This window comes from Actinomycetospora sp. 2LY8.5 (assembly GCF_057180585.1).
Map to the genome: position 1 here is coordinate 113,602 of NZ_JBXUHE010000005.1, position 24,981 is coordinate 138,582.

Below are 24,981 nucleotides of genomic sequence, written 5' to 3' on the forward strand. Positions count from 1 at the left end.
CACTCGGTACGGCGATCCTCTCCGACCGGGCAGGTGCTGGCATCACGTCGGCTTCACGAGATCATCGAGTGTTCGGTGGGGCTCCTCCTGTCGCCGACCCTCGACCCGGTGCCACCACCACTCGCCGGTGACTGCTCCGTTCGTGCAATGGTGACGGAGAGCGATCGCTCGCCGAGTCGTCACTCCCGGATCGAACGGCCCGCCTCCCCAGTCCACCGATCGGAGTATCAACACACCGCCACTCGGCGCCGTTGTCGGGATCGAGGGTTGGCATCCGCCAATCTGTCGGCGACGTCGGGGAGGCGCGGTGCGGACGGTGGTGGGGCAGGACCACGGCGAGCCGGACGACCGCGGCGACCGCATCCGGACGAGCGTGCCGGGCATCCGGCCGATCCCCGTCCCGCGCGGCACCGCCGCGCCTCACCCGGCGGCGCCGATCAGGACCGTCGAGGAGGCGGCGCGGACCGTCGAGCAGCCGGCCACGCCGGCCGGGTTCCCGACGGCCGCGCGGACGCCGTCCCGTCCCGCGACCGTCGAGATTCCGGCCCTGACCGGCCTGCGGGCCGTGGCGGCGGTGTGGGTGCTGCTGCACCACGTCAGCTACCTGCCCGTCACCGGCTACGCGGAGTGGTTCGCTCCGGTCGCGCCGCTCGTGGCCGCCGGGCCGCTCGGTGTCGACCTCTTCTTCGCCCTCTCCGGTTTCCTGCTCGCCCGGTCCTACCTGGACCGCTGGCGAGGGGCGCCGGGCCCGCGCCAGGCGTTGGGGTTCGTCTGGGCGCGACTGGCCCGGGTGTGGCCGCTCTACGCGGTCGTCGTGGTCCTGGCCGGGCTGTGGTGCGCCGCGCGCGCCGTCCTGGGGAGCGACGGTGTGATCACGTGGCAGGGCACCCAGCCCGGCCTGGACCCCCTGAGCTGGCTGCGCCAGCTGACCATGACGCAGATGTGGACCTCCGAGGGCATCGACGGGGTCTCGTTCGTCCTGCCGGCGTGGTCGATCAGCGCCGAATGGGCCGCGTACCTGGCCTTCCCGCTGCTCGCCGGCGGCGCCTGGCTGCTACGCGGCAAGCCGCGGGCGGTGCTCGCCGCTCTCGCCGTACTCGCCGCGACCCCGACGGTCGCGTTCGCCGTGCACGGCGCCCTCCACGGCGCGTGGGAGGGCTTCTGGGCGGTGCGGCTCGCCGCCGGCTTCACCGCCGGGGTGCTGACGTGGCTGGTCGTGCGCCGCGTGCCCCGCACCCGAACGGTGTCGCGCTGGGCACACCGGCTGCTGCTGCTCGCGATCGGCGAGGTGCTGCTCGTCGTCTACTGGGCCGCCACCGCGCCCCCGACCGCCGCGTTCGGGGCCGACGCCCGCATCTACCTCGCTGCGCCGCTGCTGCCCGTCGTGCTCGGCGCGCTGGCGCTCACCGACGGCCCGGCGGCCCGCGCCCTCGGGACCCCGCGTCTGCGCCACGGCGGTCGCGTCTCCTACGCGCTCTACCTCGTGCACTTCCCGCTCATCGAGATGGCGCTCGTCGCCATGACCCGCATCCCCGCCCTCGCCCCGGACACGGCGGCGGCCGCGCTGCTCGTGCCGCACCTCGTCGTGGCGTCGCTGGTGCTCGCGCACCTCGCGTACCGCTACGTGGAGGAGCCGGGGCAGGCGTGGATGAAGGACCGGGACCCGTCGCGGCGCCGGGGCAGCGCGCGCCGCGACGCCGCCGAGACCCGCCGTCCGGAGGTCACCCCGCCCTCCGGTCGTCGGGGGGTCGGGCGGCGTGGGGGTAGCCACGCCGCCCGGCCGGCCCCGGTCGCCGCCTGAGCCGAGGAACGAACGGCGCCTTCGCTGCCACGACGCAGCGAAGGCGCCGTTCGTTCGTCCCACGACGAGATGCGCGCCGGCGCGTCGCTCATGATCGGGCTGCCCGGCGACCTGCCGAACGTGCTGCTCGCGGGACCCGCGTTCCGGCCGAGGGCGTCCCTCGCCGGTCTCCGACCGAAGGTGCCCGGTCGGAGAGACCGGGCGCCTCAGACCGGCAAGCGCCGGAAGATCGGGCGCGGGATGTGGCGCAGGACCGACATGACCAGCCGCATCTGCGCCGGCGCCCAGGCCTGCTCCTTGCCGGAGCTCACCGACGACACGATCACGTCGGCGACCGCCTCGGGCGTCGTCGACAGCGGGGCGGCGTCCATGCCCTCGGTCATCTTCGTGTGCACGAAGCCGGGCCGCACGACGGTGACGCCGATGCCCTCGCCGCGCAGCGCCTCGGTCAGGCCGGTGTAGAACGCGTCGAGCCCGGCCTTCGTCGAGCCGTAGACGAAGTTCGACCGGCGCGCCCGCTCGGCGGCGACCGACGAGAGGGCGACCAGGTGCCCGTGGCCCTGGCGGCGGAACTCGGCGGACAGGGCGACGCCCACCGAGACGGCGGCGACGTAGTTGACCTCGGCGAGCTCGACGGCGGCGTCGACGTCCTGCCAGGCCTTCTCCTGGTCGCCGAGCACGCCGAACGCGACGAGCGCGACGTCGATGTCCCCGCCGGCGAACGCCTTGCGGACGGCCTCGGTGTGCACGGCGGCGTCGCGCGCGTCGAACTCGACCGTCGCACCGGCACGGGTGAGGCGCGCGGCGGCGTCGGCGAGACGCGGCGACTGGCGCCCGGCGAGCACGACCCGCACCGGGCCGCCCTCGAGGTACTTCTCGGCGGTCGCGAGACCGATCTCCGAGGTGCCGCCCAGCAGCAGCAGGGACGACGGGTGGCCGACGGCGTCGATCATGGAACTCCTCAGCGGGTGAGCCGGAGACGGCGCGACATGTCGGACGCGAACACCCCGTCGGGGTCGGCGGCGTCGCGGACCTTGCGCCACTCGTCCAGCCGCGGATACATGGCGGCGAAGGTGTCGGGGTCGGTGCGCGAGTCCTTGGCGGTGTAGAGGCGCCCGCCCATGGCCAGCACGCGCTCGTCGAGGGACCGGCAGAACGCCCCGAGCCCGTCGACGATCGGGAAGTCGACGCAGATGTTCCAACCCGGCATGGGGAAGGACAGCGGCGCGCGGTTGCCCTCGCCGAAACGCTTCATCACGTTGAGGAACGACACGTGGCCGGACTCGGCGATCTCGCGCACGATCGACTTGAACTCGTTCTCGGCGTCGAACGGAACGATGAACTGATACTGGAGGAAACCATTGCTGCCGTACGCTCGGTTCCAGTCCCCGAACATGTCGAGAATGTGGTAGAAGGCCGTGATGTTCTGAATCTGGCCGCGAGCGCTGCGGGGGGCCTTCCGATACCAGATCTCGCCCAACGCGCCGAACGTCAACTTGTTGGCCAACCCGTTCGGGAACACGTCGGGGAAGGTCAGCAGCTGTGGGGCATCGAACCGCAACGGGTCCTTCCGCAGCTTGGCGGGCAGCTCGTCCCGGCGGGCGAGCGATCCCCGAGAGAACACCGCGCGCCCGAGCCGGGCATCGGTCGAGATCGAGTCGAACCACGCCATCGAGTAGTCGTAGCTGTCGTCGGACCCGTTCTTGAACAACTCGATGGTCTCGTCGAGGTTCTCGGTGCGGTCGGTGTCGACGACGAAGTACGTGGTCTCGATGCGCTTCATGCGAATCGTGGCACGCAGGATGACTCCGGTCAGCCCGACGCCGCCGACGGTGGCCCAGAACAGCTCGGACTCCGGGCCCTCGGGCTCGAGGCGACGGACCTCGCCGGACGCCAGCATCAGGTCCATCGACACGACATGGTCGCCGAAGCTGCCCGCCGTGTGGTGGTTCTTGCCGTGGATGTCGTTGGCGATGGCGCCGCCGATCGTGACCTGACGTGTGCCCGGCAGCACCGGCACCCACAGTCCGAGCTGCGTCGAGGTACGTAGAAGGTGGTCGAGCGAGACCCCCGCGTCGACGTCGGCCAGCCCCGCCTCGGCGTCGAGGCTGTGGATCCGGTCGCGAGCCGTCATGTCGAGGACAAGTCCACCGGCGTTCTGGGCCGGGTCGCCGTAGGAGCGGCCGAGCCCGCGGGCGACGACGCCGCGCTCACCCGCCCCGGCGATCGCCTCGGCGAGCCGGTCGGTGGAGACGACCTCGTCGCCGGTGAGCACGGTGGCCCGCGACGGGGCGGTGCGGGCCCACCCGGCGAGCGTCTTCTGGGTGCGCGACATCCCGAGCGAGTCTAGGGGGTGTCCAGAACGGGGACGCCCGCGCGTCCCGTCCTGCTCCAGCCGGCGACCGTCTGCTCCCCGACCTGCGGCGACAGGGTCGCCAGCGGAAGGCGCGGCACCCACCGGGCGAGGCCCACGGCGTCGCGGGTCGGGTCGCCGTCGAGGTACACCGGCAGGCGAATCTCCTCGACGAGCAGCCGCGGGGTGAGGAACGGCCCGCCGGTGGTCGGCGAGACCGCGATCTCGCCCGCGTCGGAGAGCCCGGGCGGCGTGACGCGCCACGGCGGGACGCCCGCGGTGCCGCTCGTGAGCGGCGGCGGGCGCAGGCAGCCGAACGCGAACGCGACCGGCCAGTCGACGAGCGCCGTGCTGCCGGGCGGGACGACGTCGTGGAACGGGACCGTCCGCGGGACGCGCGGGACGCTGATCGCGAGCGGCAGGTCCGGTGACGCGCCGGCCGGCGAGGCGACCCGGGCCTCGTCGGCCTCGCGCGCTGCGCTCGTCGCCAGCACACGGACGAGGGTCGACCCCTCCGGCGCGAGCGCCCGCAGGTCGCGCGGCGCGGTGCCGGCCATCGAGCCGGCGGGGGTCTCGGTGACGGTCGTGCCGTCCGACCCCGCGAACTCGAGCGCGACGGAGCCACGCTCGAGGCTGCCGCTCGCCGCCACGACGACCGGTGCCTCGCGGCGCTGCGCCTCGGGGGGCAGCGCGAACCAGTCCGAGCGCAGCTGGGCCGGCCCGTCGGCGACACCCGCCGGAGCGGCCCACCCGGGCAGGTCGATGCCGCCGACGGTCAGCGGCACCGCCGGGCGGGTGGGCGTGAAGCGGGGCCCGGATGGCAGCGACGTGCCGTGACGGACACCCGACGTCTGCGACGCCACGTCGCTGACACCCAGGAGACCCGCGCGCGGATCGGTCTCGACGGCGAGGTCCGACGTCATCCCGCACGGGTCGCCGCGCAGGGCGGCCAGGGAGTCCGAGCCGTAGCTGTAGGTCCCGAGACGGTCGGCGGTGACCTTGAGGAACGAGCCGCCCTGCAGGGCGACGACCGCGACGACCAGGACGATCGCCAGCGCCCCCGGCGCCAGGGCACGGGCCACCCGCACCGGCAGCCGACCCCGCACCGCCACGAGCACGGCCAGCACGAGCGTGCCCGCGATCGTCACCGGCCAGACGATGTCGCCGAGAGGGGTCCGCGCGACCTGCGGCGGGATGTCGTTCCAGAACACGCCCCACGCCGCGGCGTAGGCCCACTGGTTGTAGCCGATGAGCACCAGGGTCGTGACCAGCCCGAACGATCCGAGCACGACCACGAGCGCCGTCCCGCGCAGCCGGGCCCACAGCGCCACCACCCGCGGCGACCACAGCAGCACGAACACCGTCAGCAGGACGGTCCCGACGCCCATGAGCTCGCCGAAGTGCAGCGTCCACTTCGTGGGACTGACGATCAGCAGCACCGGAGCCAGGGCGGCGACGACCAGCAGGCGCCGCGCCGGCCCGACGGCGACGCCGGCGCGCACCCGGGCCACGAGCAGCGACCAGGCCACCGCGGCGAGCGCGAGCAGCGTGAGCAGGACCGCGAGCCGCGCCCCGATCCCGCCCTGCACGTCTCCCGGCGTGACGAGGTGGGTGTAGCGCTCGAGCTCCTCCCACCACGGCTGCCCGCCGCCGATGAGCTGGCGCACACGCGTCGCCTCGAGCAGCCCGGCGAACGACTGGTCGGCGGCCATCGGCAGCACCGCGACCGCGAGCCCGGCCACGACGACCAGCACGCGCGTCCAGCCCTCACGGACCTCGGAGACCGACAGTGCCGGCAGCGCCACGAGCAGCGGCGCCAGCCCCAGCAGCGCGCCCGGCGTCAGCGCCACGGTGAATCCCGCGAGCACCGCCGCCGCGAGCAGGGGCAGCAGCGCGCGCGTGGCGACGGCCCGCTCCGTGCACACCCACACCGCGAGCACGCCGAGCGCGAGCCACGGTTCCGGGCGCAGCGAGAGGCCGAACGGGGCCCACCACGCGAAGAACGCGGCGGCCGCCACCCACGTCGCCGCCGGCCGGCGCAGCGCCGGGCCGAGGCGGGGCAGGGCGTGGCGGCGCAGGAGCACCCAGAGCAGCAGGCCCAGCACGGTGGCGGGCACCCGGAGCCACAGCACCGAGGCCGTGGGCCCCGGTGCGAGCGACGCCCACGCCCGCGTCACCTCGTAGAACCAGCTGAACGGCGCCTCGGGGGCGTTGAGCCAGCGGTAGACGTTGCCGGTGAACCCGCTCTCGCCGCGATGGCGCAGGATGCCGGCGATGTAGCCGTCGTCCACCGTCGCCGGGCCGACCACCGCCCACCCCGCGAGGCCGAGGGCCACCACCCCGTCGACGGGCCGCGGGCGAGGACGACGACAACCGCCGCAGCGGCGTCCGTCCCGCCGCCACACCGCGACCACCATCCCCGCGAGCCCCAGCAGGACCCCGATCCCGAGCAGGTCCTTGACCACCGACGGCGTCGTCTGGAACCGCGTGTCGGTCTGCAGCGACAGCGACAGCCCCTCGGTGCCCGGCGTGCCGGCGATCAGGGCGGCGACCACCGGCCGCACGTCCCCCTCCCGCAGCGCCACGACCTGCCCGTCGAGAGCCACCGACGTGCCACGAGGGTCCGACGCCACCGTCAGCGCGCACGGCCCCGGCGGCGGCGCGACCACGGCGAGCGTCGTGCCGTTGCTGCTCACGACGACGCCGTCGGGCCCGGGGCGGACCGCCAGCCCGCCGACCGGGGCCGGCGGCGTGCCGGGCGGGGTGGTGGCCAGCGTGGCCGCGCCGGGCGGCGTCGCGGCCAGCGCCGCGCAGCTCACCGAGGCGTCGAGGCGCACCGGTTGGTAGGGCATGAGCGGCAGCGAGGCGGCCGGTGCTCCCTGGGGCCACGTGAACGTCACCACCGGCTGGACGACCGGGGCCAGCGGGAAGGCGATCGCGCACAGCAGCGTCAGGACCGCCGAGGCCAGCAGCAGGCTGGGGCGCGGAGGAGCAGCCCGCGCCCCCGGCTCAGCCGAGATACTCACGTCCGGAGTAGGCCTCCGACGCGAGCGTCGCGAACCGCTCGAGTCCGCCCCGCGTCACCTGGTCGACGCGCAGGTCGTAGCCGTCGGTGGGGTGGTCGTAGACGATCCGGTCGACGTTGCCCCACGGCAGAACGGGCACGCCGCCGTCCGGCAGGGCCGAGAACGGGCGGACCGTGGCCCACGTGCGCTCCGACTGGACCATCGTGCCGCCCCAGGACTCGTAGGTCGAATTCGTCAGGATGAACTCCGGGGTGTTCTCGGCGGCGACGAGGCGCAGGGTCGGGGTCGGCGCGATGCCGTGCTTGACGGCGACCTGGTCGATGCACGGCCAGAGGACGGCCGAGAGCTGGTCGGCGAAGGCCCCGCCCGCCACCTGCTCGGACGGCCGGTCCTCGGCGGTCGCGAGGTTCATGACGGGCTGCATCCGGGCCAGGTGCGGCGCCGCGACGGCGAGCGAGCTGTCGGGGCCGGCGACCCGGTCCTCCACGACCAGCCGCACCGCCGTGGGCCTGCTGCCCGGCAGCGGCACGGGGATCTCCTGCCACTGCCGCGCGGTGAAGCCGGGCGCCGGGGTGACGGCGACGGACTCCGCCTCGAGCGGCGCGCGCGGATCGCCCGAGGCGAACTGCACGACGATCCGCTGGCGGTCCGGCTCGTTCCCGGCGACCGGGACGATCACGTGGGACGGCGAGCCCTGGGCCGCCGGGTCGACGGCCGGCAGCGGGTACCAGCCGGTGGTCAGCGACCCGAGACCGGTGACGCCTCCCGGCGAGCTGGTCGGGTCGGCACCCGGCGGCAGCTCGACTTCGTCGTGCCACATCGCCCCGGAGCCGGGCGCGGGCACCGGGGACGGGTCGTCGGCGGCGAGCGCGAAGTCCCCGGTGCGGGTCTCCGGTGTGGTGGGCGACCCGACGTCCGACCCGGTCCGCGCCATCACCGTCGCGGCCTCGCCCAGCCCGCAGCCGCGCCCCGTGAGGGCCTGCATCTGGCTGCCGGCGATCGTCCACCCGGCGCCCTGGTTGAGCGGCGCGACGAGCATGACCCCGACCATGAGCCCGACCAGCGCACCGGTGGCGACGACGAGCACGGCGCGTTCCGGGGTCACGCCGAACGTGCGGGCCTTGCGGCGTCGCCGCCAGGCCAGCCACAGCCCGGCGACCGCGGCGAGGATCAGCCACCACCACACGTCGCGCAGGTAGAACTCGCCCCAGTGCGGCGCGAAGTTCTCGAGGTCGAGCATCGAGATGTCGGTGTCGAGGTGGTCCCCGAACGGCTGCCCGCGGTCGCTGTAGGGCTTCCAGGTGTTGGGCCCGGCGAACCCGAGCACGGTCGCGCCGCTGATGAGGACGACGGACGCGCCGGTCGCCAGCGCCCCGGCGCTGCGGGGCAGCGGCGAGCGCAGCAGGGTCAGGGCCAGCAGCACGGTCGCCGGCGCCTCGATGGCCCCGAAGTGGTTGACCCACTTGGTCGGCCCCAGCGCGAGCAGGCCGAGGGCGACGGCGACGGTGACGGCGGCGCCGAGCGTCGCGTCGCGCACCCGCCCGGCGGCGGGACCGCGCCCGCCCCGGCCGCTGCCGATCGACACGACGACGAGCAGCACCACGGTGAGCAGCACCGGCAGGCGGCGTCCCCATGTCCCGGTCTCGATGAGGGTCCGGTAGTGGGCCCACTCCTCGTACCAGGGGAACGTCAGGTAGTACCAGCTGTGGACGTCGGTGGCCTCGATGACGTCGCCGAGGGTGGCGTCGCCGAAGCCGATCGGGAGAGCGATGGTGCCGGCGGCGATCACCGCCCCCGCCGCGCCGAGCCGCGAGCGCCACCCGCGGGACGCGAGCCAGCGCCACAGCCACGGCAGCGCGACCACCACCGGCGCGGCCGCGACCAGGCCCGAGGGCGACACGGTGACCGCGAGCGCCGCCAGAGCCGTCGCCGGCACCAGTGGGCCGACCGCCTCGCGGCGCCGGGCGACCTCCGCGAGCACGAGCACCGCTGCGGAGATCGGGACGATGACGATCTCGGGGCGCAGCGCCATCCCGTACGGCAGCCACCAGGCGAGATGGGCGACCAGCAGCGCCCACGCGACCCCGGGCAGGCGTCCCCCGCGGCCGAGGATCGTCGCCAGCAGCACCCGGAGCAGCACCCACGTCAGCAGCCCGAGCAGCAGCGGGAGCAGGCGCATCCAGAGCAGACCCCACCCCGGCAGCCCGATCGCCGTGCCGAGCTGGCCCCACAGGGCGAAGAGGTACTGCGAGAACACGAACGGGTTCTCCGTCGTGTTGAACATGTAGATCTGGTTGCCGATGTAGCCCGTCGGCCCCGCGTTGCGGGCCATCAGCAGGTACCACGAATCGTCGTTCTGCAGCGGCCCGAGCACCACCCAGGCCGCCGAGACGAGGCCGACGACGGCGTCCGCCGGATGGAGCCGTGGCCGCTCCAGGCCGGCACCGCGCCCGCGCCATCGTCGCGTCGCCATCCAGATCGTCGCGACGAGCGCGAGGGCGTGGAGCACGAGCAGCGTCGTCTTCAGCCCGCTCGGCACCGAGGAGTAGCGGTCGTCGGTGTGCACGGTCGCGGCCAGGCCCGGGGTGCCCGGGGCGTCCGTGGCGAGCTCGGCGACCTGCGGCACCAGCGCCCCGGGTCGTTCCGCAAGCACCTGTCGGCCCTCAGGGCCGTCGCGCTCGACCCGGGTGCCCTGCTGGTCGGCGACGACCCGGTAGGTGCAGTCGCCGAGGGGGAGGACCTCGGAGACCAGGGTGTCGCCCGAGCTGGTGACGACGACCCGCCCGCCGCCGGTGGCCACGGTCAGGCCCCGGCCGGGCGCGCCGGCCGACTCCGGCTGGGTGCGCAGGGCGTCGCCGCCCGGACGCAGCGCCGCGCACGGGACGTCGGCGGTCAGCGACAACGGGCGGTACGGCGTCAGCGGCAGGCTCGTCGACGTCGCGGGCTGCCCGGCCTTCGGCCAGGTGACGACGGGATCGTCGGCGACCACCGGGGCCAGCGGGATCGCCAGGCCCAGCAGCACCGTGATCGCTCCGAGCGCCGCGAGCCACCAGCCCGCGGCGCGCGAACCACCACGCCGGGGCGGGTCGGCCGACTCGTCGTGGGCCGGGCCGGGAGCCGGGTCGGCCCGGCCCTCCTGCGCTGCCACCACGGCCATGGGTGGCGACGATATCGACGCCCCTGCGCGACATCCCGAGGAGGTCGCCGGGTCGGCTCGTCCCGGTGGGGGCGGCTCCGCCGCGCTTCGTGCCCCTCGTACCCTCGACCCATGACCGAGACGGACGAGCGTCCCGCACGCCTGGGCCTCAAGGACCAGATCGTCCGTTTCGTCGCGATCGGTGCCGTTGCCGCGGGCGTCGATCTCGGCGTCTACGCCGCCCTGCTCGCGCTCGGTGTCTGGGCCCCGCTGGCCAAGGCGGTGTCGTTCATCCTCGGCACCACGACGGCCTATCTGCTCAACCGCCGCTTCACGTTCGCGTCCTCGTCCGGGGGCGCCGGGAAGTTCCTGGGCTTCGTCGTGCTCTACGGCTCGACGTTCGCGGTCAACGTCGGCGTCGCCGCGCTCGTGCTGCACCTCATGGACGCGCCGTCGGTCAACCCGGGTGTCCTCGCCGGGTTCCTGTCCTGGTTCCTCGCCCAGGCCTGCGCGACGACGATCAACTTCGTCGTCATGCGCACCGTGATCTTCCGCGACTGACCCCTGCACACCCTGCGGATCGTCCCGGACCTCCGGAGCTCGGTCGTCGAGACGATGCCGCCGGGGCAGGCGCTGCTCCACACCTCCCGTCGCGATGACGCCGACGACGCCCTGCTCGCGGCACCGGGCGTGGCGCCGTTCAGCTGGGGACGGCTGCTCCGGGCGCTGCGCGACCCCGACCTGGAGATCCTCGAGGTCGCCGAGCCGCTCTGGGTCGGCGAGTGGGTGCGGGCCCTGCGCTACATCGCGGTGGCGAAGGCCATGCGCGTGGTGCGCCGCCGGCGGGTGGCGGTCGCGACGTACGCCATCGAGAACCTCGACGCCCGCGACCGCCTGCGCCGCCCCGCCCGCCTGGCACTCGGCGTCTCGCTCCTGGCGCTGGACACGGTGGTGTTCGGGACGACCGGCGCCTACGAGAACTACCGGCGGGCGTTCGGCCGGTCGCTGCGCCGCACGCGGCACACGGTCCTGACCCCGCGGCTCGACGACTGCACCGTGTGCCCCGAGAGCACGACGCCCCGCGAGCCCACCGTGCTGTTCCTGGGCACGCCGAGCGAGCGCAAGGGCTTCGGTGTCCTGATGCGCGCCTGGGAGCTGGCCGGCGCGGCGCCGCGCGGATGGCGACTCGTGGTGGCCGACCCGAGCGGAGCCGCCGAGCACGAGCCGCTGCCGCCGGGCGTCTCGGTGACGGTGGCTCCACCCCGGGCGACGGTGCACGAGTTGCTGCGCTCGAGCGCGGTCGTCGCCATGCCGTCGGTGCGGCGACCCGGGTGGCGCGAGCAGATCGGGCTGCCGCTGGTCGAGGGCCTGACGCACGGTTGTCGGGTGGTGACGACGACCGAGACCGGCCTCGCCGACGACCTGCGCGACCACCCGCTCGTCGAGCTCACGACCCCCGGCGACGCGCAGAGCCTCGCTGACGGCCTGCGCCGCGCGATGGAGAGCACGGCGACGCCCGCCCCGGGCCGTCGCGGGCACACGAAGAGCGACGTCGTGGCCTGGTGGCGCGCGACGTGCGCCCTCGCCCGCTGAGCGAACGGGGACTTCGCGCGCCTAGAGGCAGCGAACAGCGCGTTCGCTGCAACAGGCGTGCCCGCTAGCGCGACGGCGACGGTGTGCCGGGCGGTGGATCGCCGATGGGGCCGGGGGTGAACGTCCCCCACACCGTGCGCTGGCCGTGGGTCACGGTCGGCGCGGCGGCGTCCGGGACGTACGGGTCGAGGCGCTCGATGATGCCCCAGTCGCGCCAGGGCTGGCCCTGGAGATAGGTCGGCAGTTCGGTCCGGCGCTCCAGGATCTCGATCCACCCCAGCGGCCCGCCGGCGTTGGCCGACGACCAGTTGACGCCACCGGGACGCAGCTGGCTCGCGTCGGCGATGAGCCGGTAGCGCGCGACCTCGGCGATGCCGTCGCGCACCTCGAACGGCCGCAGGCACGGACTCGCGAACTGCACGGGCCACTCGAGGTAGCCCGGGTTCTCCGGGCCGAGGATCTCGGTCAGCGGCACGAGCTGCGGGCCGCGCATCGGCGCGATCGCGAGCCAGCCGTCGGGGCCGAGCGCACGGTCCTGGGCGATGAGGCGCACCTCGTCGGCCTGGGCGCCGAGCCCGCCCGCGAGGTTCATGCGGATCTCCCGCCAGCCCGGTTCGCCGAAGCGGCCGTCGTCGACGGGCTGCTGGCCGAGGACCCGCACGCGGCCGTCGGGGAGACGGTCGGCGTACTGGAGGGTGAGGAAGTTCCCGCCGTTGAGGCGCCCGGCGACGGTGAGGACCAGCGGCGTCGTGCCGCTGCGCAGGTCGTCGTTGAGCGAGTACCAGTCGGTGCGCAGGACGCCGGTGCCCGTGCCGTTGGCGTCGTAGGAGCCGAGCGCCTGGTCGGCGAGGCCGTTGCGCAGCGAGTACTCGAAGCCCGACACCCCGGTGCCGCCGCCCACCGGCGGGCTGGCCCCGGCGCGGGAGAAGCCGTTGTTGAACGGCTGCGGTTCGACGAGCTGGGCGTCCGGGGCGGACGCCGGGATGGTGTTCGCGGGCAGCGGGGCGGGCGTCTGGCTGGTCGACGACCCGCTCCCCGGCGTGGTGGACGTGGTCGGCGGCGTCGTGGTGGTCGTGCCGCCGCCGTCGGTGCTGCCGCTCGCGCCGCTGCTCGAGGAGCCCGAGGCGCCGTCGGTGGTGCCCGAACCGGGGGTCGTCGTCGGGGTCGGCGGCGCGACGGTGGGCAGCACGCCGGGCGCCGAGGCCGCCAGCCCGGTCGGGGCGGGCGCGGCGGGCAGCACCCCGGCCAGCGTGGAGCCCTCGACGCGCACGGCGTCGGCGAGCCCGCAGGAGCCGCCGAAGGGGTGCTCGAGGACGTCGCCGCCGAGCGAGAAGCTGCCCTCCTGGGCCTCGATGCCGTCGGTCATCGAGATCATCTGGAACGCCAGCAGCCCGGCACAGACCAGGGCGATCGGCGCCGAGCCGACGCGCAGGGCCCGGGCCCGGCGCTCCACGGTCGAGCCACCCCAGGCCTGCCGGAGCCTGCCGATCGCCTCGCGCGGGCGGGCGAGCGCGGCGCCCACCGCGGCGGAGGCGGCCGACGGCTGCTCCGAGATCGGCCCGGGGGGCTCCTGCCCGGGCGGCGCGCCGCGGACGTGCACGATCCCCGCGACGATCAGCAGGATCACCGAGACGCCCAGGCACAGCGAGTAGATCGGCAGCGGCTCGGCGAGGAAGGGCTCGAACGGCCACCCGTTCCAGTCCGGCGGGCCGCCGTTGAACGGCACGCCCCAGTTGTTCGTGTACCACCAGGTGTTCGGGCCGGTGGCCGCGAGCGCGAAGGTGGCGAACAGCGCGGCCAGGAACAGCAGGCGGTTGCGCCGCGAGCGCAGGACATCGGCCGAGGTCGCGAGCGCCGTCAGCGCGGCCATGCCGGCGCCGAGCGCCGCGAACGCGCCGAAGTGGTGGGTCCACTTCGTCGGGGTCAGCGCGAGCACCATGAACGCGATCACCGACGAGCCGATGAGCCGCTGGGACGGACCGAGTGCGGCGCCGGCGATCTTGTCGCGGCGCAGCAGCACCACGATGCACACGACGATCCCGAGGATCAGCAGCAGCACCGGGAAGCGGCGGGCCATCGAGCCGTCGGCCGCCGTGCCGAACAGCGACTGGTAACGCACGACCTCCTGGAACCAGCTCCAGTTCGGGCCGAGCAACGTGCGCAGGCGGGTCGCCTCCCACACCGCGGACCAGGTCTGGTCGGCGTAGATCGCGACGAGTACGAGCAGCCCGGCCGCCGTGACGGGGGCGAGCACGGCGAGCCAGCCGCTGAACCGCACCCGCTCGACGACCAGGCGCCACAGCGGGCGCGCCGCGGCGAGGAACGGGGCGACGGCGATCAACCCGGTCGGCGTCGCGGCGACGGCGAACGCCGCGGTGAGCAGGCCGAGCGCGACCGGGGCGAGCCGCCGGGTCGCGACGCCGCGCTCCACCGCGCAGAACGCGAGGAGCGCCGAGATGACCACGACGGGCTCGGGGCGCAGGCCGTTGTTGTAGGGCAGCCAGAACGCGAGGAACACCATCGCCGCGGCCCACGCCGCCGCCTTCGACCGGCGCACCTGTTGCCCGAGGCGCGGCAGCATCTCGCGGCTGATGAGGATCCAGGACACGATCCCCATCGCCAGCGAGGGCACTCGTAACCAGAGCACCGAGTCGTCGATGCGTATCCACTGGGCGTAGAGCTCGTAGAACCAGCCGAAGGGCGCCTCGGGGACGTTGAACCACCGGTAGTAGTTGCCGATGTAGCCCGCCGACTCCCGGGCGCGCGCGATGCCCAGGATGTAGCCGTCGTCGGAGGTCTGGCTGCCGATGAGGGCCCAGACCCCCAGGACGGCGGTGACCACCAGGTCCCGGCCGGTGGGCCACCACCAGCGTTTCGGCGCCAGGCGCGGGGCGCGGCGCCCGGCGCGCACGTCGAGGGCGTGCAGCGCCCAGACCCCGCCCGCGACCGCGAGCACCGCGAGGACGCCGGCGAGCACCTTGAGCGTCGTCGGCGAGGTCTCGAACCGCGTGTCCGGCGTGATCGACACCGATACGCCCGCGACGTCGTCCTGGGCGTCGTCGAGGTCGGAGTAGATGCCGACGACCTGCGGGCGGGCGTCGAACGGCAGCCGGATCTCCTGGCCGATGCCGAGGTCGACGAGGGTCGAGCCGGCGTCCGACACGATCCGCACCGTGCAGTCGCCGGGCGGCACCGTCGCGTTCGCCATCTGCTGGCCGCGGTCGTTGAGGACGAGCTGGCCGTTCTCGACGGTCAGGCGCATGCCGACCTGCGCGCCCGGCTCGGACAGCGGCGGGTACGTCGACAGGACGGTCGCCGCCGGACTCGTGCGCGCGTCGAGGTCCTGGATCGCCCGGCACGGCACGGTGACGCTCATGGTCTCGGGCCGGTAGGCCACCAACGGGGCGTCCACCGGACGGGTGCCGGTGGTGGCGCTGGGCCACGTGATCGTCGAGGTGTCCTGCACGACCGGCAGGAACGGGAACAGCAGGGCGAGCCCGGTCCCGAGCAGCCCGAGACCGACCGCGAGCAGGCGGAGCCACCGGGGCCCACGGGACGGGCGTCCCCCGTCCGGGGTCTCGGACACCCCCGCGCCCGGGCGGTCCGGGCTGACGGACTGTTCCGAGGTCAGCACGCCGGGAGAGGCTAGTCGGCGGGCCGGAGGGCTCCGTGAGGTGGGGATCCGCCACGGTCGTCCCCCGGCGACGAGGAGACGGCCCCTAGCGGCGCAGGAAACGTTCCCGACGGCCGAGCCGTACCAGTGCGAGCCACTCGCGCAACGCCGCCGGGTCGCGGCGGGAGACGAGGAAGTACCAGGCGAAGCGCAGGTGCTCGATCGCCCCGAACTTCCGCAGGCCCGGCTGGGCGAGCAGGTACCCGCGGTTGCGGTAGGTGTAGTAGCGCTTGGCGGCGTCCCCGGGGTCCTGGGCGTGCAGGCGCCCGCCGAGCATCGGCTTGAACTCCGCCGACCCGTCCGGGTGCAGGTACGCGGTGGTCAGGCAGATGCCGTAGGGCAGCCCGGAGCGGGCGAGCCTGCGGTGCACCTCGACCTCGTCGCCGCGCACGAACAGCCGCAGGTCCGGGACGCCGACGACGTCGAGGGTGTCGGCGCGGAACAGCGCGCCGTTGAACAGGTGCGCGATGCCGGGCATGACCTCGTCGTCACCGTAGGCCGCGAGCTCGCTGCGGCGCCGCATCCAGCGCACGCCCTGGCGCAGCGGGAACGCCAGCCGGTCGGGGTCGGCGATGTCGGCGATCACCGGCGAGACCTCGGCGAGCCCCCGCCGCCGCGCGACGTCGAGCAGGGTCGCCAGCACGTGCTCGTCGGCCGGGCGCCCGTCGTCGTCGGCCAGCCAGAGCCAGTCCGTGCCGCGGGCCAGTGCGGTCAGCATGCCGAGCGCGTAGCCGCCGGCGCCGCCCAGATTGTGGTGCGACGGCAGGTAGGTGACGGGCAGCCCGCAGTTCTCGACGACCGCCCGGGTGTCGTCGTCGGGACCGTTGTCGACGACGACGAGGTGGTCCGGCCTGCGGGTCTGCGCGGCGATCACCCCGAGCCCGTCGACCAGGAGGTCCGCCCGATGCCGGGTGACGACGACCGCGGTGACGGTCTCGGTGTCGCTCATCCCGCGGCGTTCGCCTGCCCGAGGCGCTCGAGCGTCTCCTGGCTGAGGTTCTCGAACACGTCGCGGCCCTTGTAGTGGCTGACCACGTCGCGCAGCGGTCCCTGCTCGCGGATCTCGCCGCCGTCCATCCAGATCGCCGTGTCGCACAGCTCGACGAGGAACTCGTCGGAGTGCGACGCGAACACGAGCATCCCGGAGCGCCCGACGAGGTCGCGCAGGCGGTCGCGGGCCTTCTCGAGGAACGCCGCGTCGACCGCGCCGATGCCCTCGTCGAGGATGAGGATCTCGGGGTCGATCGAGGTGACGACGCCGAGCGCGAGGCGCACGCGCATGCCGGTGGAGTACGTGCGCAGCGGCATGTTGAGGTAGTCGCCGAGCTCGGTGAACTCGGCGATCTCGTCGACCCGGCGCTCCATCTCGCGCCGGTTCATGCCGAGGAACAGGCCGCGGATGATGATGTTCTCGTAGCCGGAGATCTCGGGGTCCATACCGACGGCGAGGTCGAAGACGGGGGCCACCCGCCCCCGGATGCTCGCCCGTCCGCGCGTCGGCTCGTAGATGCCGGCGAGCAGGCGCAGCAGCGTCGACTTGCCGGCCCCGTTGTGCCCGACGAGCCCCACGCGGGCGCCCTCGCTCAACGAGAGGTCGACGTCGCGCAGGGCCTCCACCACGGGGACCTTCTGCTCGCTGATCCGCCCGCCGGCGCGTCCGAGGACCGACTTCTTCAGCGACCGGTTCTTGGCGTCGAAGATCGGGAACTCGACGCAGGCCCCGCGGACCTCGATGCTGACCATCAGATCTTCTCCATGGCTGCGCTCACACCCAGTACGCGACGCGGGAGCGGTAATTGCGCAGGGCGATCAGTGCGAGCGTCCAGCCGACCACGGTGATCCCGCCGGCGACCGCCCAGTGCGTCCAGCTCTGGACCTGGCCCACGAGCGGGGCCCGGAAGATCTCGATGAAGTGGTAGAAGGGGTTCAGCTTCGCGAGGATCGCGATGATCGCCCGGGGGCTGCCGTCGTCCGGGCCGGCCAGCAGGTCGGTGGTCCAGATGATCGGCGTCATCGTGAAGAACAGCTGCATGAAGCTGCCGACCACCGGCGGGATGTCCCGGAAGCGCGCCGAGATGATGCCGAACAGCAGCGTCACCCACAGGCCGTTGACGACGATCAGCACGAAGGCCGGGATCGCCATCAGCGCCCACCAGCTCAGGCCGGGATGGGTGATCGCGTGCGGGTTGTTCCGGACCATCGTGTACGGCTCGTCGAGCTGCTGGAAGAAGACCGCCAGCACGATGAGGTAGACGACGACGTTGTGGGCGAAGAACAGGATCTGCCGCCACACCGTGCGGAAGACGTAGATCATCAGCGGCGCCGGCAGGAAGCGGATGAGGCCCTCGTTCGAGATGAAGGTCTCGGTGCCCTCCAGCACACAGGCGCTGATGAAGTACCAGATCATGAAGCCGACGGTCACGTACGGCATGAACGTGCCGATGGGCTGACCGAACAGCTGGGAGTACAGGCCGCCGAGCGCCGCCGCGGTGACGGCCATGCTGATCGTGATCCAGAGCGGCCCGATCACCGAGCGGCGGTAGCGCTGCTTGATGTCCTGCCAGCCGAGGTGGCCCCACAGCTCGCGCTGGGCGATCCCGGCCCGGATGTCCCCGAACGCGCGGCCCCAGCTGCGCGGGGACGGCGCGTTCTCCACGGGCGCCGGATCGTCGGCGTCCTGGCGCGCGAGTGCTGGGACGGCCACGACGGGTGAGCCTACCTGCGCGGGGGGTCGCTCCTCGCGGACCGGCTCGCGGTCCCCGGCGCCGCGCCGCTCACAGGTATTGGCCGGTCGTGTCGTGGCCGCCGCCGGACCCGCCGGAGCCGGCCGGCAGGCCCCGGCGCATCTGCTCGAGCTGCACCTTCGCGGCCATCTGCTGGGCGACCAGCGCGGTCTGGATGCCGTGGAACAGGCCCTCGAGCCAGCCGACGAGCTGCGCCTGGGCGATCCGCAGCTCGCCCGTCGACGGGGGCTCGTCGGCGGCGAACGGCTCGACGAGCCGCTCGAGCTCCTCGCGCAGGTCGGGCGAGAGCGCCGACTCGAGCTCGCGCAGCGACGAGGCGTGGATCGCGCGCAGCCGGCCGCGGCTCGCGTCGTCCAGGTCGGTGCCGCGGACCTCCTCGAGAAGCTGCTTGATCATCATGCCGATGCGCATGACCTTCGCCGGCTCCTCGACGCCCGTGCCCGAGTCGTCGGTGCTCTCCTCACCGGTGGTGGCGGGGGCCTCGGCGGGGTCCTGACCGTCGCCGGGGACCCGGACGGTGCCGACCGGTTGCCCGTCGGGTCCGACGATCATGACCTGGTCACCGGGGCTGGGGGTCTCGCTCATACGTCCATCCTCCACCCGGCGGTACCGGGCGCCCGTCCGGCGCCCGCCCACCGCCTGCTGCCGTCGGCTGAGCTGACCGCCGTCGCTGCCCGGTATGTCGCTCCGTACCCTCGCCGGCATGGCGTTCGACGTCGCTAGGGTCCGCGGCCTGGTGCCCGCCCTGGGTGACGGGTGGGCGCACCTCGACGGCCCGACGGGCATGCAGGTGCCCGAACAGGTCGCCACCGCCGTCTCCTCGGCGCTGCGCGCGCCGGTCTCCCGCCCCGGTGGGGTGTTCCCGGCCTCGCAGCGCGGCGGGGCCATCATCGAGGCCGCGCGGCGCGCGGTCGCCGACCTCGTGGGCGCCGACCCCAAGGGCGTCGTACTCGGTCCCGGCCCGGCCCCGCTGCTCGAGCGTCTCGCCGACTCCCTGAGCGCCGGATGGGCCCTCGGTGACGAGGTCGTCGTCTCCCGCCTCGACGACTCCGCGAACGTCGCCCCCTGGCACCGCGCGGCCCAGCGCTCCGGCGGGCGGCTGCGCACCGCCGAGATCGACGTCGAGACCTGCGAGCTGCCGAGCTGGCAGTTCGACGACCTGCTCGGCGACCGCACGCGCGTCGTCACCGTCACCGCCGCGTGCCCGGCGATCGGCACGCGTACCGAGGTCGCCGCCATCGCCCGCAAGGTGCACGCGCTGCCGCAGTACGGCGCCGGCGTCGAGCCGCTGATGGTCGTCGACGCCACCGCCGCCGCGCCGTTCCTGCCGCTGGACCTCGACACCATGGGCGCCGACATCATGGTGCTCTCCGCGAGCGCCTGGGGCGGGCCGCCGGTCGGGGCGCTGGTGTTCCGGAACCCCGAGCTGCTCGACCGCCTGCCCGCGGCGTCGCTCGACGTGTCGGCGAAGGGGCCCGAGCGCCTCGAGATCGGCGACGCCCCGTACGCCCTGCTCGCCGGCCTCGTCGCGTCGATCGACTACCTCGCCGACCTCGACGACAACGCCGACGGCCCCCGCCGCGACCGCGTGCTCACCTCGATGAGCTCGGTCCGCAGCCACCAGGACGAGCTCACCGCGTACCTCGTCGCGGAGCTGCGCTTCCTGCCCGGCGTCATGGTCATCGGCGAGCCTCCGCGCCGGATCCCCGTCGTCGCCTTCACCGTCGCCGGGCGCACCGCCCGCGAGGTGGCCGAACGCGTCGCCGAGCACGGCGTCTGCGTCGTCACCGACACCGGCGACAGCGGCGCGCTGGAAGTCCTCGGCGGCGCCGAGGTCGGCGGCGTCGTGCGCGTGGGTCTCGCGTACTACACGACGCGCAACGAGATCGACACCCTCGTGAGCGCCCTCGCCCGCCTCTGAGGCCGCGCCGTGCCCCTGACCAGCCTGTACCAGCCTGTACCAGCCTGTACCAGCCTGTACCAGCGATGCGGCATCGCTGGCGTCTGACGCCAGGATCGCCAAATCCTCGATGCGCGACACGCCGTGGCCGGCGTTCTCCCCGCGCAGGGGTGGTCAGCCGCCCAGCACCCCGTCCTGGTCACGCACGACGAGCACGAGCTTCCCGACGACGCCGCCCTCGTCGAGCGCCGCGTGCGCGCGCGACGCCTGGGCGACCGGGACGTACCGGTCCACCACGGGCCGGACCGCGCCCTGCTCGACGAGCGGCCACAGGTCCTCGCGCACCGCGGCGACGATCGCGCCCTTGCCGTCGGGACCCTCGACCGGGCGCCCGCGCAGGTTCGTGGCGCCGACGCTCAGGCGCCGGGTGAGCAGTGTGGCCAGGTTGATCTCGGTCTTCGGTCCGCCCATCAGTCCGATGATCACGAGCCGGCCGCCGGTGGCGAGCGAGGCGAGGTTCGCCTTGAGCGTCGAGCCGCCCATGTTGTCGAGGATGACGTCGACGCCGCGGTCGTCGGTCGCGCTCGCGACCTCGGCGGGCAGGTCGTCGTGGTAGTCGATGGCGACGTCGGCGCCGAGGTCGAGGCAGGTCTGCAGGCGCTCGGAGGAGCCCGCGGTCGCGAGCACGCGCGCGCCCATGGCCTTGCCGACCTGGATCGCATGGGTGCCGATCCCCCCGGACCCGCCGTGCACGAGCACCGTCTCGCCCGCGCCGAGGTGCCCGGTCATCGCGAGGTTCGACCAGACCGTGCAGGCGACCTCGGGCAGGCCGCCCGCGTCCACCAGCGAGACGCCCTTCGGCACCGGAAGGAGCTGCGGTGCCGGGACGACGACCTTCTCGGCGTAGCCACCGCCGGCCAGCAGCGCGCACACCTCGTCGCCGACCGACCACCCGGAGACGCCCGCGCCGAGCGCCGTGATCCGCCCCGAGCACTCCAGGCCGGGGACCTCCGACGCCCCGGGCGGCGGCGGGTACATGCCCTGACGCTGCATCACGTCGGCGCGGTTGACCGCCGTCGCGACGACGTCGACGAGGACCTCGCCGGAGCCGGGCTCCGGGTCGGGGTGCTCGACCCACTCGAGGACCTCGGGGCCGCCGGACTCGCGGATACTGATGGCGTACACGGCGCCGCACGCTATCGGCGGACGCCGGTCCCCGCGCGTTTCGTACCGCGAGTACGTCCTGCGGCACTATCGTGGGGTGATGGCCGAGCAGGAGCCGCGCTGGCTCGACCCCGTCGAGTGGCACGCGTGGCGGAGCTACATCGTGGGTCAGGCCCTCCTCGCGGGCCGGCTCAACCGCGAGCTGTCCGACACCCACGGGCTCTCGCTGGCCGACTACGAGATCCTCGTGCGCCTCTCCGAGCAGACCGACCACCGGATGCGGATGAGCCTGCTCGCCGAGGAGGTCGTCGCGTCGAAGTCGCGGCTCTCCCACCAGGTGTCCCGCCTCGAGGCCGACGACCTCGTGCGCCGCGAGCTCTGCCCCTCCGACGGGCGGGGAGTCTTCGCGGTCCTCACCGAGCACGGCTTCGCCGTGCTTCAGCGCGCGGCACCCGACCACCTCGAGGGCGTGCGCGCCCACTTCGTCGACCTGCTCGACGAGCACGAGCGCAAGGTGATCGGCGACGTGTTCGAGCGCGTCGCGACCAAGCTGCGCGCCGACTCCTGACCGACGCTTACCCTGACGCGCGGAAGCGTGGCAGAGCGGCCGATTGCATCCGCCTTGAAAGCGGACGTCCCGCGAGGGACCGGGGGTTCGAATCCCCCCGCTTCCGCTCCTGTGACCAGGTGTTATCTCGGTCGCCGTCGAGGTGGTCGCCTCGGGGCAGGCCCTGTGGTCTCAGTTCTGGTCTCACTCGGACTCCCAGAGCAGGCCACCGACCCGGCTGGCTATGTCTCGCCGGATGGGCTCGGTGACGTGCCGGTAGCGCTTGGCCATCGCCGAATGCTTTCCGGGACTCTTCTCCCGCAACCGAGGCTGGGGCACTCTGGAGTTCTCGTACCGACGCGGGAGCCTCAGATGAGTACCACGAGCGCAGAGCCGACAGGCGACAAGGCCACGTGCATCCGGTCCATGGAGCTGATGGCCACGGGCACGGTCGAAGACTTCGCCGAGGTCTACACCGCGGACGCGCTCGACCGTGAAGCAGACGAGCACCCGCCCCTCCGCGGCCCCGAGGGGCTGCACCGCTCCGCAGAGCGGCTCAGGGGCGCCTTCTCCGACATGCGGTGGGAAGTCCACGATGCGGTGCAGGACGGCGCCCTGGTCGTCCTCTACACCACGATGAGTGGGCGGCAGACCGGAACCGCGACGGCGTACGGGCCGGAGGGTGCGGTCCGCGCGGTCTTCCCGTCGCGTGGTCGGTCCTTCTCGACCCCACAGACACACTGGTTCCGCATGGAAGGCGGCAAGATCGCCGAGCACTGGGCGAACCGCGACGATCTCGCGATGAGCCGCCAGCTCGGCTGGCTCCCGCCGACGCCCGGCTACATGGTCAAGATGGTTCTGGCCCGACGCCAGGCGCAGCGAGAAGCGAAGGCCTGAGTGTCCGAGTCGCAGCCGATAACCGGCATTCGCCGCGGCCGAGCCGTACGGGCTGCGGAACCACCACGGAACCTCGGTGCCGCAGAACGCCGAGGACGTGCGTTCTCGCCGTTCGAGAGCCATGCGGCGGACAAGATCGCCAGATGCTCAAGAAGGGCCTTGAACCAAGTCCTCGCACAGGGGTTCGATGGACAGCCGTCGCCGGGAGGGGAGTGTCCCGACCAGCCGCGGGCGACGGCGCACAGGCTGGGCTGAGCCCTGCGACGGGTGACAGCGCGGGTGCCGTCCCGCGGATCACGGATGGTCGGCTGCCGGCGGCGGAGGCAACGGGTCGCAGAGCCCGCGCCGCCTGGAAGCAGAACCCGGCGCGTCCGCGTGCGGGGAACGACCGGACGGTGTCGGCGACCGGTGATGACCGCCACGCGGGCGGTGATCGAGACGGACCGGCCGTACGAGCTCGCCGTCGAGACGACGATCGAGGTGGTCACCGCGCAGGCCGGTGCGACGCGCGCGTCTCGCGCGGGGTCGCGGGGCGCCTGCGCGCGTCGACGGGGGCAACGGCGGCAGCGTCCCCGAACGCTTGACCGGAGTGCCGTGGGCGGAGCACAGTAAGCCATCGCTGTACGGACAGAACGTTCGCCAGCGGTCCACATCCTTCCTCGGTGGGGCGCACGGAGAATCGGGATCGGCGCCTCGACAGATCGTCTCTTCATGTGCGTCCTCGATCGCCGGGCCACGGCGAGGGGCAGAACGCAGCGCATGTCGCCTCGCTTCTGCCCCGGACGCGCGCGCCCGTAACGCCGCACTCCACCACTCCCGGCGGACGGAGACGGTCACGCCATGACCGCCGACACTCTCGCGCACCTGCGTCACCCCACGCCGATCTGCACGATCGCGTCGTCGGGACCCTCCATGCCCGGCAGTACGAGCTCGACCGGGCACCGGCGCAGGCCGTTCGCGCACCGGCGCCGGCCGCCGGCGTCGCGGTGGTCACGGACTTCGCCGCACGGGAGCGCGACCGCGGGCCGGAGTTCTCGGGCCGGTCCGTCCGACGACCTGACGACATGGCCGGTGCCGTGACCGACCTGGAGGGGAACACACCGTGACCGGAGATTCCTCGAGCAGGTCGACGGCGGAACCTCACCGCATCGACGAGGCCGCGGGCCTTCTCATGGCCCGCCACGGCGTCAGCGCCCACGATGCGTACTGCCTGGTCATGGACGAGGCGTGTGTGCTCGACCAGCCGGTCGCGGTCGTCGTCGACGATATCCTCGGGGAGATGCGGGGCGAGGACGCGAAGCGCTGACGCGACGTGCGTCCCGCGAACAAGGGGATCGCTACTCGTCCGTGCGCTGCGCATTCGTCGTCGGATTCAGGAGCGGTCCGTTGACCTCGCCGAATCGTCGGGTGGAGCATCGCACTGGCCCTGTTCGGTCTGATTGACAGAACAGTCGGCTGTCGGGGCTGGGAGGGGCGTGCGCCCGTCGGTGCGCGCCCCTCACCTCTCACCTCGATCCTGCAGGTATCCGGTCGTCCGTGGAGATCCGAGTGGCGGACTGCGAGGCCGGGGCGACCCACCCCCGGGATCGCAGAATGCGGTGCGGTTGGGCTGCCGGTGTTCGGTGCTCGCCAATGCGGCGTACCGCACCGGTGCGACGGACGTCCCATCCGTCGAGCCCGATCGCCCGCTCCACGCCGAACAGCCGGAAGTGCCGGTGTGAATCGTGCTCCACGCGGCCGATGAAAGGCGCGTGCGGAGCAGTCAGGAATACGGACAGCGGTGGCGGGAACGCCCGGCTGCTGCGCGGGCTCGCCGAGGCGGCCTGAGGCCGGGCCCTACTCCGGGCGCCCGTCCTCGTCGTCCGGGTCGGTGTTCTGCTCCCGGATGCTGTCGAGGATGTCGTCGATCTCGGTGCGGTCGCGCGGGGGCTGGACGCGGCGACTCTCGAAGGCGAGGTGCTGGAACTGCGGCGCGAGCGTGCGCCACACCTCCTTCTTCATGGCGTCGTCGACCGCCTCGCCGAGCTGGGCCTCGTCACCGTCGTCTGGGGACATGCGCGCCTCCGTGCCGGGATGGAGGGGAGTGCCCGCTGCCCGGGGTCACGACACCGGTCGCGACACCGTGGCGGTCCGCTCCACCCGACGCG

The 24,981-nt window shown here is 73.6% G+C and carries 18 protein-coding genes and 1 tRNA gene; 8 read left to right on the forward strand and 11 right to left on the reverse strand.

Annotated elements, in window-relative coordinates; all coding sequences use genetic code 11:
* Positions 1–307 precede the first annotated feature (307 nt).
* Entirely contained in the window at positions 308–1,801 is a 1,494-nt protein-coding gene (locus tag AC2A1K_RS08975) for an acyltransferase family protein (RefSeq protein WP_483895974.1), read from the forward strand.
* A 206-nt stretch (positions 1,802–2,007) separates the two neighbouring features.
* Here the strand turns inward: AC2A1K_RS08975 and dprE2 are convergent, their stop codons facing one another.
* The 4 genes from dprE2 to AC2A1K_RS08995 are packed head-to-tail and all read right to left on the reverse strand — an operon-like array spanning position 2,008 to position 10,337.
* Complete coding sequence (dprE2, locus tag AC2A1K_RS08980) at positions 2,008–2,754, reverse strand: decaprenylphospho-beta-D-erythro-pentofuranosid-2-ulose 2-reductase (RefSeq protein WP_483895975.1); 747 nt, start codon at positions 2,752–2,754, stop codon at positions 2,008–2,010.
* An 8-nt stretch (positions 2,755–2,762) separates the two neighbouring features.
* Positions 2,763–4,136 (reverse strand): decaprenylphosphoryl-beta-D-ribose oxidase, encoded by a 1,374-nt coding sequence (dprE1, locus tag AC2A1K_RS08985; RefSeq protein WP_483895976.1) that lies wholly within the window; start codon positions 4,134–4,136, stop codon positions 2,763–2,765.
* A gap of 11 nt (positions 4,137–4,147) precedes the next feature.
* Positions 4,148–7,180 (reverse strand): arabinosyltransferase domain-containing protein, encoded by a 3,033-nt coding sequence (locus tag AC2A1K_RS08990; RefSeq protein WP_483895977.1) that lies wholly within the window; start codon positions 7,178–7,180, stop codon positions 4,148–4,150.
* On the reverse strand, positions 7,164–10,337 hold the full coding sequence (locus tag AC2A1K_RS08995; RefSeq protein ID WP_483895978.1) for an arabinosyltransferase domain-containing protein: 3,174 nt from the start codon (positions 10,335–10,337) through the stop codon (positions 7,164–7,166). The genes AC2A1K_RS08990 and AC2A1K_RS08995 overlap by 17 nt, the downstream gene beginning before the upstream one ends.
* A 111-nt stretch (positions 10,338–10,448) precedes the next feature.
* Here AC2A1K_RS08995 and AC2A1K_RS09000 point away from each other — a divergent pair, with 111 nt between their 5' ends.
* Together AC2A1K_RS09000 and AC2A1K_RS09005 are read left to right on the forward strand one after the other, a co-directional pair.
* A complete protein-coding gene (locus tag AC2A1K_RS09000) occupies positions 10,449–10,877 on the forward strand; it encodes a GtrA family protein (protein WP_483895979.1) in 429 nt (142 codons plus the stop codon).
* A gap of 54 nt (positions 10,878–10,931) precedes the next feature.
* On the forward strand, positions 10,932–11,909 hold the full coding sequence (locus AC2A1K_RS09005; protein WP_483895980.1) for a glycosyltransferase family 4 protein: 978 nt from the start codon (positions 10,932–10,934) through the stop codon (positions 11,907–11,909).
* 64 nt (positions 11,910–11,973) lie between these two features.
* On the opposite strand, the gene AC2A1K_RS09010 is transcribed toward AC2A1K_RS09005, so the two are convergent.
* From AC2A1K_RS09010 to AC2A1K_RS09030, 5 genes are all read right to left on the reverse strand, one after another.
* Positions 11,974–15,543, reverse strand: coding sequence for an arabinosyltransferase domain-containing protein (locus AC2A1K_RS09010; RefSeq protein WP_483895981.1), 3,570 nt, complete (start codon positions 15,541–15,543; stop codon positions 11,974–11,976).
* Between the two features lie 85 nt (positions 15,544–15,628).
* Complete coding sequence (gene glfT1 / locus AC2A1K_RS09015) at positions 15,629–16,531, reverse strand: galactofuranosyltransferase GlfT1 (protein ID WP_483895982.1); 903 nt, start codon at positions 16,529–16,531, stop codon at positions 15,629–15,631.
* Entirely contained in the window at positions 16,528–17,325 is a 798-nt protein-coding gene (gene wzt / locus AC2A1K_RS09020) for a galactan export ABC transporter ATP-binding subunit Wzt/RfbE (RefSeq protein WP_483895983.1), read from the reverse strand. The genes glfT1 and wzt overlap by 4 nt, the downstream gene beginning before the upstream one ends.
* A 22-nt stretch (positions 17,326–17,347) precedes the next feature.
* Entirely contained in the window at positions 17,348–18,286 is a 939-nt protein-coding gene (gene wzm, locus AC2A1K_RS09025; protein ID WP_483895984.1) for a galactan export ABC transporter permease subunit Wzm/RfbD, read from the reverse strand.
* 70 nt (positions 18,287–18,356) lie between these two features.
* Complete coding sequence (locus AC2A1K_RS09030) at positions 18,357–18,911, reverse strand: bacterial proteasome activator family protein (RefSeq protein ID WP_483895985.1); 555 nt, start codon at positions 18,909–18,911, stop codon at positions 18,357–18,359.
* A gap of 118 nt (positions 18,912–19,029) precedes the next feature.
* On the opposite strand from AC2A1K_RS09030, the gene AC2A1K_RS09035 reads away from it, so the two are divergent.
* Positions 19,030–20,247, forward strand: coding sequence for a cysteine desulfurase-like protein (locus AC2A1K_RS09035; protein WP_483895986.1), 1,218 nt, complete (start codon positions 19,030–19,032; stop codon positions 20,245–20,247).
* A 153-nt stretch (positions 20,248–20,400) separates the two neighbouring features.
* Here the strand turns inward: AC2A1K_RS09035 and AC2A1K_RS09040 are convergent, their stop codons facing one another.
* Entirely contained in the window at positions 20,401–21,411 is a 1,011-nt protein-coding gene (locus AC2A1K_RS09040; protein WP_483895987.1) for an NAD(P)H-quinone oxidoreductase, read from the reverse strand.
* Between the two features lie 79 nt (positions 21,412–21,490).
* On the opposite strand from AC2A1K_RS09040, the gene AC2A1K_RS09045 reads away from it, so the two are divergent.
* The 4 genes from AC2A1K_RS09045 to AC2A1K_RS09060 all read left to right on the forward strand — a co-directional run bounded on the left by AC2A1K_RS09045 (position 21,491) and on the right by AC2A1K_RS09060 (position 24,140).
* Positions 21,491–21,958, forward strand: a complete 468-nt coding sequence (locus AC2A1K_RS09045; RefSeq protein WP_483895988.1) for a MarR family winged helix-turn-helix transcriptional regulator — start codon at positions 21,491–21,493, stop codon at positions 21,956–21,958.
* Positions 21,959–21,979: 21 nt separating this feature from the next.
* Positions 21,980–22,064: transfer RNA gene (locus tag AC2A1K_RS09050), tRNA-Ser, on the forward strand.
* A gap of 299 nt (positions 22,065–22,363) precedes the next feature.
* Complete coding sequence (locus AC2A1K_RS09055) at positions 22,364–22,834, forward strand: ester cyclase (protein ID WP_483895989.1); 471 nt, start codon at positions 22,364–22,366, stop codon at positions 22,832–22,834.
* Positions 22,835–23,936: 1,102 nt separating this feature from the next.
* Positions 23,937–24,140, forward strand: coding sequence for a hypothetical protein (locus AC2A1K_RS09060; RefSeq protein WP_483895990.1), 204 nt, complete (start codon positions 23,937–23,939; stop codon positions 24,138–24,140).
* Positions 24,141–24,670: 530 nt separating this feature from the next.
* Here the strand turns inward: AC2A1K_RS09060 and AC2A1K_RS09065 are convergent.
* Entirely contained in the window at positions 24,671–24,889 is a 219-nt protein-coding gene (locus AC2A1K_RS09065) for a hypothetical protein (protein ID WP_483895991.1), read from the reverse strand.
* Positions 24,890–24,981: the final 92 nt, after the last annotated feature.

Excerpts from the sequence above, each read along its gene's own strand:
- dprE2 (WP_483895975.1), bottom strand. The coding sequence starts at position 2,754 with ATGATCGACGCCGTCGGCCACCCGTCGTCCCTGCTGCTGCTGGGCGGC.
- dprE1 (WP_483895976.1), bottom strand. The coding sequence starts at position 4,136 with ATGTCGCGCACCCAGAAGACGCTCGCCGGGTGGGCCCGCACCGCCCCG.
- AC2A1K_RS08995 (WP_483895978.1), bottom strand. The coding sequence starts at position 10,337 with ATGGCCGTGGTGGCAGCGCAGGAGGGCCGGGCCGACCCGGCTCCCGGC.
- AC2A1K_RS09000 (WP_483895979.1), top strand. The coding sequence starts at position 10,449 with ATGACCGAGACGGACGAGCGTCCCGCACGCCTGGGCCTCAAGGACCAG.
- AC2A1K_RS09005 (WP_483895980.1), top strand. The coding sequence starts at position 10,932 with ATGCCGCCGGGGCAGGCGCTGCTCCACACCTCCCGTCGCGATGACGCC.
- glfT1 (WP_483895982.1), bottom strand. The coding sequence starts at position 16,531 with ATGAGCGACACCGAGACCGTCACCGCGGTCGTCGTCACCCGGCATCGG.
- wzt (WP_483895983.1), bottom strand. The coding sequence starts at position 17,325 with ATGGTCAGCATCGAGGTCCGCGGGGCCTGCGTCGAGTTCCCGATCTTC.
- AC2A1K_RS09030 (WP_483895985.1), bottom strand. The coding sequence starts at position 18,911 with ATGAGCGAGACCCCCAGCCCCGGTGACCAGGTCATGATCGTCGGACCC.
- AC2A1K_RS09035 (WP_483895986.1), top strand. The coding sequence starts at position 19,030 with ATGGCGTTCGACGTCGCTAGGGTCCGCGGCCTGGTGCCCGCCCTGGGT.
- AC2A1K_RS09045 (WP_483895988.1), top strand. The coding sequence starts at position 21,491 with ATGGCCGAGCAGGAGCCGCGCTGGCTCGACCCCGTCGAGTGGCACGCG.
- AC2A1K_RS09055 (WP_483895989.1), top strand. The coding sequence starts at position 22,364 with ATGGAGCTGATGGCCACGGGCACGGTCGAAGACTTCGCCGAGGTCTAC.
- AC2A1K_RS09065 (WP_483895991.1), bottom strand. The coding sequence starts at position 24,889 with ATGTCCCCAGACGACGGTGACGAGGCCCAGCTCGGCGAGGCGGTCGAC.